This window comes from Blastomonas sp. (assembly GCF_041747255.1).
Taxonomy (GTDB): domain Bacteria; phylum Pseudomonadota; class Alphaproteobacteria; order Sphingomonadales; family Sphingomonadaceae; genus Blastomonas.
On sequence record NZ_JBGTFM010000176.1, the window covers coordinates 1 to 7,998 of the forward strand.

The window sequence follows — 7,998 nt, forward strand, 5'->3', positions numbered from 1 at the left end:
TTCACCACGTCGTCGGCGGTCTTGTAGGCGGTGAAGCGATGCTGCGCGAGCGCCCAGCCGATCAGCGCCAGCCCCGGCCGGGCATCGCGCGCAAGCCGATATTGGCCCCCGGCCAGCTGTTCAGCCGCCTTGGCAAGACACCATGGCTTGAGCGTCGCGATGGTCGCGACACCCAGCACGACCGCCCAATCATCGGCATTGTCCCCCGGGATCACCGCCAATTCATGCGGCTTGCCCTGAAACCGTATTGCCGCAAGATGATTGCGCACCCGCGTCGGCTGATCCTTCAGCCAATCGTTGCAACCGGCCTTTTCGACGAGGTGAATGACGTGCGCAGTCTGGCCATTGTCAGGCTGGACGAGATGTGAAAAATCGATCATGCAAAGCCCATAATCGGTTTCATTGATCGGCGCGAGAGAGATTGATGACACGGCAACCGCATATCCCCACGACGCTGGCCCGTGCCCTGATGTGCGAGCGATGCGAATGCGTTGGCTGAACTTGAAATAAGCACAGCCAACGCGGCATATAATGCCAGGGAGACCGACGCGTCACGGTAGCCGAGCTTATTCGGCGGCGATGGCCGTCTCGCGCGCCGTATCTGCCTCTACGCCGCCATGCGCTTTCTCGAATGCCAGCACGCCATCATCCACCCGCTCTTCGCGCAGCACCTTGCGGTCGAACAGATAATCCTGGTTGAGCCGCCACGGCATCCGGTCGCCCTGTTTGGGCAGGATATTCAGCGCGCGCTGCACATAGCCCGACGAGAAATCGAAAATCTGTTCCTCGTTGACCGCGCCATCGCTGCCCAGACGCGGAACGGCGATCTCGGAGCCAGTGGCGCGCATGTGATTGAGCACCCGGCAGACGAAGGTCGCGACGATATCGACCTTCAGCGTCCATGATGCGTTGAGATAGCCGAAGACGATGGCCATGTTCGGCATATCGCTGAACATGCAGCCCTTGTAATAAAAACGCTGGGTGAAATCGACCGGCGCGCCGTCGATCGAGAACGCCACCTTGCCCGCCATCGCCAGCTTGAGCCCCGTTGCGGTAATGATGACATCGGCATCAAGATGCCTGCCAGACTTGAGCTCGATGCCGGTCGGCGTGAAGCGCTCGATATGGTCGGTGACGATGTCCGCCTTGCCATCGCGGATCGCCTGGAACATGTCGCCATCGGGCACCAGGCACAGCCGCTGTTCCCACGGGCCGTAAGGCGGCGTGAAATCAGCCTCCTGCATGGCAGGTCCAAGGTCCTTGCGCACCTTGTTGAGCAAAAACTCGCCGACCTTCGCCGGGTCCTTGCGCGCGCGCTTGAAGGCGATCTGCTGCATCCGCACGTTCTTGAAGCGGATGAAGCGATAGGCCCAGCTATCGGGCATCACCTTGCGCAATGCGTTGGCCAGCCAGTCCTTGGCGGGGCGGATGAAATACCAGGTGGGTGTGCGCTGCAACATGGTGACGTGTGCCGCCTTGTCGGCGACCGATGGCACGATGGTCACCGCGGTCGCGCCCGAGCCGATCACGACGATGCGTTTGCCGGCATAGTCAAAATCCTTCGGCCAGAATTGCGGGTGAATAATCTCGCCGCCAAAGGTCTCACGCCCCGCAAACGCCGGATCATAGCCTTCGTCATAATCGTAATAGCCGGTGCCCATATACAGGAAGTTCGCGGTGATCGTTGCGATCTCCTGCCCCTCAACCTCGGCCTTTATCGTCCAGCGCGCCTGGCTGCTCGACCATCTGGCAGAAACAACCTTGTGCCCCAGCCGAATGTGATCGGTCAGCCCGCGCTGGTCCTTGATCTGATGCAGATAGTTGAGGATCGAGGGGCCGTCGGCAATCGCCTTCTGCTCGCGCCACGGCTCGAACTCGAAGCCCAGCGTATGCATGTCGCTGTCCGACCGGATGCCGGGATAGTTGAACAGGTTCCACGTCCCGCCAATCTCGCTGCGCCGCTCGATCATCATGAAGCTGCGGTCGGGGCACTTTTCCTTCAGATGCACCGCCATGCCGATGCCCGAAATGCCTGCACCGATGATCAGCACGTCGACATGCGCGGCGGCGGTCTGGGCGGATGGGGTCTGGTGGTTCATGGCGCTCACTCTCACGTGAAAAGGACGACCGCCTGTGCGCGGCGCTTTACGTTAAGGGTAAGCTATACCATGCTGACACGGTTGTAAATTGCAACCGAAATTGCGTGCAGTTAGCCAATAACCCCGAACAGATCATGCTCGTCGGCATCCTCGATCACCGCATGCACGACATCACCCGCCTTCAGCGTCGCGGGCACATCGCGCAGGAAGACGTTGCCGTCGATCTCGGGCGCGTCGGCCTGTGACCGGCCTGTCGCGCCGATGGAGCCATCGTCCGCGTCCGCTTCACCGACCTCATCGATGATCACAGGCAGGGTGCGGCCAACTTTGGCGGCAAGCTTGGCGGCGCTGATTGCGGCGGTCTTGTCCATCAGCCGTTGGTAACGGTCTTCCTTGACCGCCTCGGGCACCTGATCGGGCAACGCGTTGGCCGCTGCGCCCTCGACCGGCTCAAAGCGGAAGCCGCCAACCCGGTCGAGCTGCGCTTCATCGAGCCAGTCGAGCAGATACTGGAAGTCCGACTCGGTTTCGCCGGGAAAGCCGACGACGAACGATGAGCGGATGGTGATATCGGGCGCGATTTGCCGCCATGCCCGGATCCGCTCAAGCACCTTGGCCTCGTTGGCCGGGCGCTTCATCCGCTTGAGCACGTCGGGCGCAGCATGCTGGAAGGGGATGTCGAGATAGGGGGTCAGCAGCCCCTCGGCCATCAGCGGGATGACCTGATCGACGTGCGGATAAGGGTAGACATAATGCAGCCGCACCCAGGGCGGGCTGCCATCGGCGGAGCGCAAACCGCCAAGCTCGCGCGCCAGGTCGGTCATGTGCGCGCGCACCTCGCGGCCCTTCCATGCACGTGGTTCGTGGCGGGTGTCCACCCCGTAAGCCGATGTATCCTGGCTGATCACCAACAGTTCGCGCGTTCCGGCTGCAATCAGCTTTTCAGCCTCGCGCAACACTGCGTCGATGCGGCGACTGACCAGATCCCCGCGCAAACTGGGGATGATGCAGAACGCGCAGCGGTGGTTGCAGCCTTCGGAAATTTTCAGGTAGCTGTAATGACGCGGGGTCAGCTTGATGCCCGCGCCCGCATCCTCAAGCCCCGGCACCAGATCAATGAACGCGCCGCGCGCAGGTGGTGCGGCCTCGTGCACGGCGGCAACCACCGCCTCATATTGATGCGCGCCGGTCACTGCCAGCACGGCGGGGAAACGCGCGCGGATCAGCTCGGCCTCGTTGCCCATGCAGCCGGTGACGATCACCCGCCCGTTTTCGGCAATCGCCTCGCCAATGGCATCAAGGCTCTCTTCCTTGGCGCTGTCAAGAAAGCCGCAGGTGTTGACCAGCACGACATCGGCCCCGGCGTAATCGGGCGACATCTGATAGCCATCGGCGCGCAGCTTGGTGAGGATGCGTTCGGAATCGACCAGAGCTTTCGGGCAGCCGAGCGAGACCATGCCGACTTTCGGCGGGGCGGGAATGGTGATGGTATTTGTCATGATTGCTGCGGCAGATAGACGTTTGGCGACAGTTTGTCATGGGGAGACGTGCGCCGCCTGTTTTCCCAGCATCATCACGCGAATGTCGCCGCCGCAGGTGTAGCTGAGGACCAGCAGATAAGTCGCCAAAAACAGGATACCGCCCAGCGCTGCGACCACGGCCAGCGCCAGCCCGCTCGCCGAAAAGCCATTGCGCCACGCCGTCCACAGGCCCGAAAGCAAAAGGAAGCTGGAGAAATCCATGTTGAACTGGCCGGGCCAATCCATCCGCGCAATGTCGCCGAAAAACACCGGCAGCAGATGAATGCCATGATTGGAGATCGTGACCGCCGTATAGCCTATGTTCACCAGCAGCACGACAATGAGGAACAACCGAAAGACCTGCATAATTCTGCTCCACAATAATGTTGGGCATACCGGCGCAACTGGATTCGGTCTGGCATCAAGCCTGTCACGCGACAATTACCCGCCAGGTAGCGGCAACCAAATCAAGCCTCTCGCGTATGGGAGGCAAACCGAGAGGGATGAAGTATATGAAATTTTTTACCACTGCCACCGCAGCAACCGCCGCACTTTTGCTGATGAGCAGTGCTGCGTCTGCCCAGAGCAACGACACGCAGCAACAGCCGAACCGGCAGCAGGATCGTCTCAATTCGATCTTTGGTGCTTTGTTTGGTGATCGCAACGTTGCAACCGGATCGCTTGATGCCCAATGGGCATCGGGACGTTTCCCGCTGGCCACCCAGCGTGCGCAATTCGAAAACCAGCTTGATGCCGATGTCCGTTCGGGCTCGCTTAATCAGGCGGTTGCGATGCGGTTGAAGTCCGATTATTACGAACTGGTTATGCTTGAGGCGCGCTATGGCGCCGATCGCCGCTTCACCACGCAGGAGCGCCGCGACCTCTCTGATCGCTACGCTGCGCTGACACAGGTGATTTCTGACGGTCGCTATGGCGATGGCCAGACCAGCTACACAGCGACGGTTGCCGACGGGCAGGCAGAATTTTCACGCCGCGTCGATGCAGCGCTTTCTGCCCGCCGCCTCAGCCGTACCCAGGCGACGCGTTTGAAGTCCGACTATTCCGCGCTGATCCAGACCGAAGCGAATTACATGCGCGACGGCATGCTGGATGAGCGCGAAAAGGCAGATCTGGATGCCCGGCTCGATGCACTCGATGTGCGTGTTGGCGATGTTGCGTTCGGCGCAAGCCAGACAGCAGCGACCCCGCGCACGCGGCTCGATGCTATCGCCCGTGCATTGCCTTCAAGCGGGCTGACTGCCGCCGTACAGGCCCAGTTACGTGTCGAGCACGAAGACCTGTCGCGGCTTGAAAACGCTTACGGGCGTTTCACCCCGTCGGCCGATGACCGCGCCTATCTTGAGCGCCGTCTGTTCGACCTTGAAACGCGCGCTCGCGTTCGCCGCTAAAACGGAAAGAGCCACGAACCGGGGCGTCCGTGCCTCGGTTCGTCGCGCTGACAAAACAATTCATAGCAGTTTCGAACTGAAACAACGTCCCAGACTTGTGCCTGCCATACCCGTATGAATAAGAGCTAAATTGGCTTTCGCGGGGCCACCCTGACCATTGCGCCACTCCAATCGAAGCGGCGCGGGCACAAGGAGTGGGCGCGAGCATGAGATTTCTCCCGGTATTCGCTGCAATTTTTATCGCGTGCCTGGTGATGGGCGCAGCCAAAGTTCCGCTGGCGCGCGATGGACTGCGCAACAGTGCGGTGTTCAACGGCCAGCAGAACATGCCGGTCACGCTCTATGGCATCGCCCGCGACTGGTCGAACGCCTGCATCGGCGGCAAACCGGCATCGTGCATCCAGCTTGCCGAAGCGTTCGAGACCGGCCTGGGTGACATCACCCCCAATATGCGGATCGCGGTCGGCTATTATCTTGAGGGCTGCAAAAAGGGCTCAGGTCTCGCCTGCGCCGAAGCCGCGACGATCATCCGCGAAGGCACTGCAGCCTACATCAACCTGCCTCTGGCGCACGAGACCGCGCGGCGCGGTTGCGAGGAACTGCGCAATCACGATGCCTGTTCGGTGCAGGCGCTCGCGCTTTATCGCGGCGCGGGCGTAGCGCAGGACAAGCCGCGCGCACTCAGCCTGTGGGATGCAGCGTGCAACGCCAAGGCCGATCTGGGCTGCCGTCTCAAGGCCGGGTCGCTGTTCAACGAAAGCAGCGATACCGCCGACCACACGGCCGCGCTGAAACTGTTCACCACCGCCTGCGCCGCCAAGGCCGCATGGGGCTGTGCGGGACTAGCCTATGCCCACCATATGGGGCGCGGCACCGCAGCCGACGCCACCAAGGCCGCGAGCTTCGCTCGCACATCCTGCGAAGACGGCAGCGGTGACAAGACCCTGGGCTGCGCGCTCCACGCGCGCTATCTGGTTTACAGCGGCGACCCGAAACTGGCCGAAAAGGGCAGCTTCATGCTCACCTCAACCTGCATGGCCGGGGTGGCGGAAGCCTGCAATGACGCCGGTGAGGCGGGTAAGCGCCAGCTGCCTGGATCGAAGCTGGCGCAATGGGAGGTGCCGGTGTCGTTCCGGCAGGGCTGCGACGCGGGGCTTGCGGTTGCCTGTCGCAACCTCGGTATCCTCTATGCCGATGGCTTCAGATCGGTGAAGCGCAACCTGCCGATCGCCGTCGCGCTGCTGGACAAGGCCTGCACCGCGCGCGACGCGATGGCGTGCGACCGCGTCACTGCGCTCGGCACGGCTGTGGATAGCGCGCGCAGCCAGCGTCCGCTGATCGACCCGACGCTGCCTTCCAAACAGCAACTCGCCCGCGCCAGCGAAGAGGCCAAAACCGGCAACCGCAAGGCTGCACTGTTCACCGTTGCCCGGCTGATGGAAGAAGCGGTCGCCGATGCCGAATGGATGATGGGCGGCTGGATGTATTACGGCCAGCCTGGCATCTTTGACACCCCCGACCGAAAAAACGGCTTCATCCTGCTGGAAAATGCCGCGCGTCAAGGGCATGTCGAGGCCGCGAAATGGGTGGGCTATGCCTATTGGACCGGCGAAGGCGTGCCGGTCGATCGTGCCAAGGGCGAAGGCTACACGCTCTATGCCGCCAATCGCGGCGATGCGCAGTCGATCGGCATGTACCGCGTGATGCGCGGCACCGTGGCGCGCGAGGCCAATGAGGCGCGCAACGCCGAAATGGCCGCCGCCGCACAGCGCAATGCCAACAGCTGGAGCACCATTTTTGCGCGCGCCGCCGCGCAATGGGTCCAGCAGGCATCGGCCCGGCCCTATGCCACCGGGCCTGATACCAGCGCATCGTGGCAAAACCATCTGGCGCGGGCTGACCGCACCAATTTCAACAACCGCATGAACTACCTCAGCGGCCGCTCAAGCGTCTGCCCGTCGTTCAACCCTTATTGCTGAGACCCAAGCCAAGGATACCCATCATATGAAACCGATTGCACCCCGCCTTCTCGCCCTCGGCGCGCTCATCGCATTACCTGCCACCGCCGCTCTGGCGCAGATCAACATCAACGTTGGCAGCATTGACCGCAACGGCATTTGCGGCATCGAATTTCCGTTCGATGACAACAAGAAGCTTGAGATCAGCATCAAATCTGACAACGGCAACGTCAACGTTGCGGTCCACAATCTTGATGGCGATTATGTCGACAAGGCGCTGGAGCGCGACCCCGAGTTCGACATCATGCTGACCTTCGACGATGGCACCAAGCTCAAGACCGATTTCGCCGCATATCGCGCGGGCTTCACCTATCGTGCGATGGGCGCGTGGCGCGACCCCAAGGGCGGCCACCCCGTCATCGCCAAGCTGAAGACTGCGAAAACCATAACGGTGCAGTTCGAAAAAGAGAGCTTCGGTCCGATCTCGACACAACTCAAGGGCTTTGGTTACAACATGATCGCATCATGCGTCAAAGCCAACGGCGGCACCATGCCGGCTTGATGTGCCAGCAGCATCATCACCCGCATTGCTGCGTGGCGCGATCGGATGTAATCATCGCGCAGCACAGCAGCGGGGGATGGGGCAATGCAGGTGTCGGATGATCCACTGTGGCAAGCGCTGGCCGCGATGCGCATCGAGCCCGATGGCGCGGCGCTGACGTTCACCCGGCGGCTGGCGCGCGAGAACGGCTGGTCGGCCCGATTTGCCGAGCAGGTGATGCAGGAATACCGGCGGTTCCTGTATCTTGCGGCAACCGGCGATACGCCGGTGACGCCATCGGACCGGGTCGATCAGGCCTGGCACCTGCACCTTGCCTATACGCGCCACTATTGGGGCGTATTGTGCGATGACATCATCGGGCGGCCGCTGCACCACGGCCCGACTGCGGGCGGCGGCAGCGAGACGCGCAAATATCGCGTGCTGTATGAAGATACGCTGGCACGGTATCGG

Annotated in this window: 6 protein-coding genes and 2 pseudogenes; 4 read left to right on the top strand and 4 right to left on the bottom strand. The window is 61.9% G+C overall.

What is annotated here, in order from left to right; genetic code table 11:
* The 4 genes and pseudogenes from ACEW8G_RS06280 to ACEW8G_RS06295 all read right to left on the bottom strand — a co-directional run.
* Window positions 1-380: pseudogene (locus ACEW8G_RS06280) on the bottom strand (leucyl aminopeptidase family protein); the annotation flags it as partial.
* A gap of 186 nt (window positions 381-566) precedes the next feature.
* Window positions 567-2,099: a flavin-containing monooxygenase gene (locus ACEW8G_RS06285; protein WP_373487583.1), complete on the bottom strand. Its 1,533-nt coding sequence runs from the start codon at window positions 2,097-2,099 to the stop codon at window positions 567-569.
* A gap of 110 nt (window positions 2,100-2,209) precedes the next feature.
* Window positions 2,210-3,598 (bottom strand): 30S ribosomal protein S12 methylthiotransferase RimO, encoded by a 1,389-nt coding sequence (gene rimO, locus ACEW8G_RS06290; RefSeq protein WP_373487584.1) that lies wholly within the window; start codon window positions 3,596-3,598, stop codon window positions 2,210-2,212.
* A gap of 36 nt (window positions 3,599-3,634) precedes the next feature.
* Window positions 3,635-3,985: a hypothetical protein gene (locus ACEW8G_RS06295; protein ID WP_373487585.1), complete on the bottom strand. Its 351-nt coding sequence runs from the start codon at window positions 3,983-3,985 to the stop codon at window positions 3,635-3,637.
* Between the two features lie 146 nt (window positions 3,986-4,131).
* Between ACEW8G_RS06295 and ACEW8G_RS06300 the strand changes: the two genes are divergently transcribed.
* The 4 genes and pseudogenes from ACEW8G_RS06300 to ACEW8G_RS06315 form a co-directional block, all read left to right on the top strand.
* Complete coding sequence (locus tag ACEW8G_RS06300; protein WP_373487586.1) at window positions 4,132-5,028, top strand: hypothetical protein; 897 nt, start codon at window positions 4,132-4,134, stop codon at window positions 5,026-5,028.
* A gap of 206 nt (window positions 5,029-5,234) precedes the next feature.
* Window positions 5,235-7,007: a tetratricopeptide repeat protein gene (locus ACEW8G_RS06305; RefSeq protein ID WP_373487587.1), complete on the top strand. Its 1,773-nt coding sequence runs from the start codon at window positions 5,235-5,237 to the stop codon at window positions 7,005-7,007.
* Window positions 7,008-7,032: 25 nt separating this feature from the next.
* Window positions 7,033-7,548 (top strand): hypothetical protein, encoded by a 516-nt coding sequence (locus ACEW8G_RS06310; RefSeq protein ID WP_373487588.1) that lies wholly within the window; start codon window positions 7,033-7,035, stop codon window positions 7,546-7,548.
* A 90-nt stretch (window positions 7,549-7,638) separates the two neighbouring features.
* A pseudogene (locus tag ACEW8G_RS06315) lies at window positions 7,639-7,998 on the top strand (hypothetical protein); the annotation flags it as partial.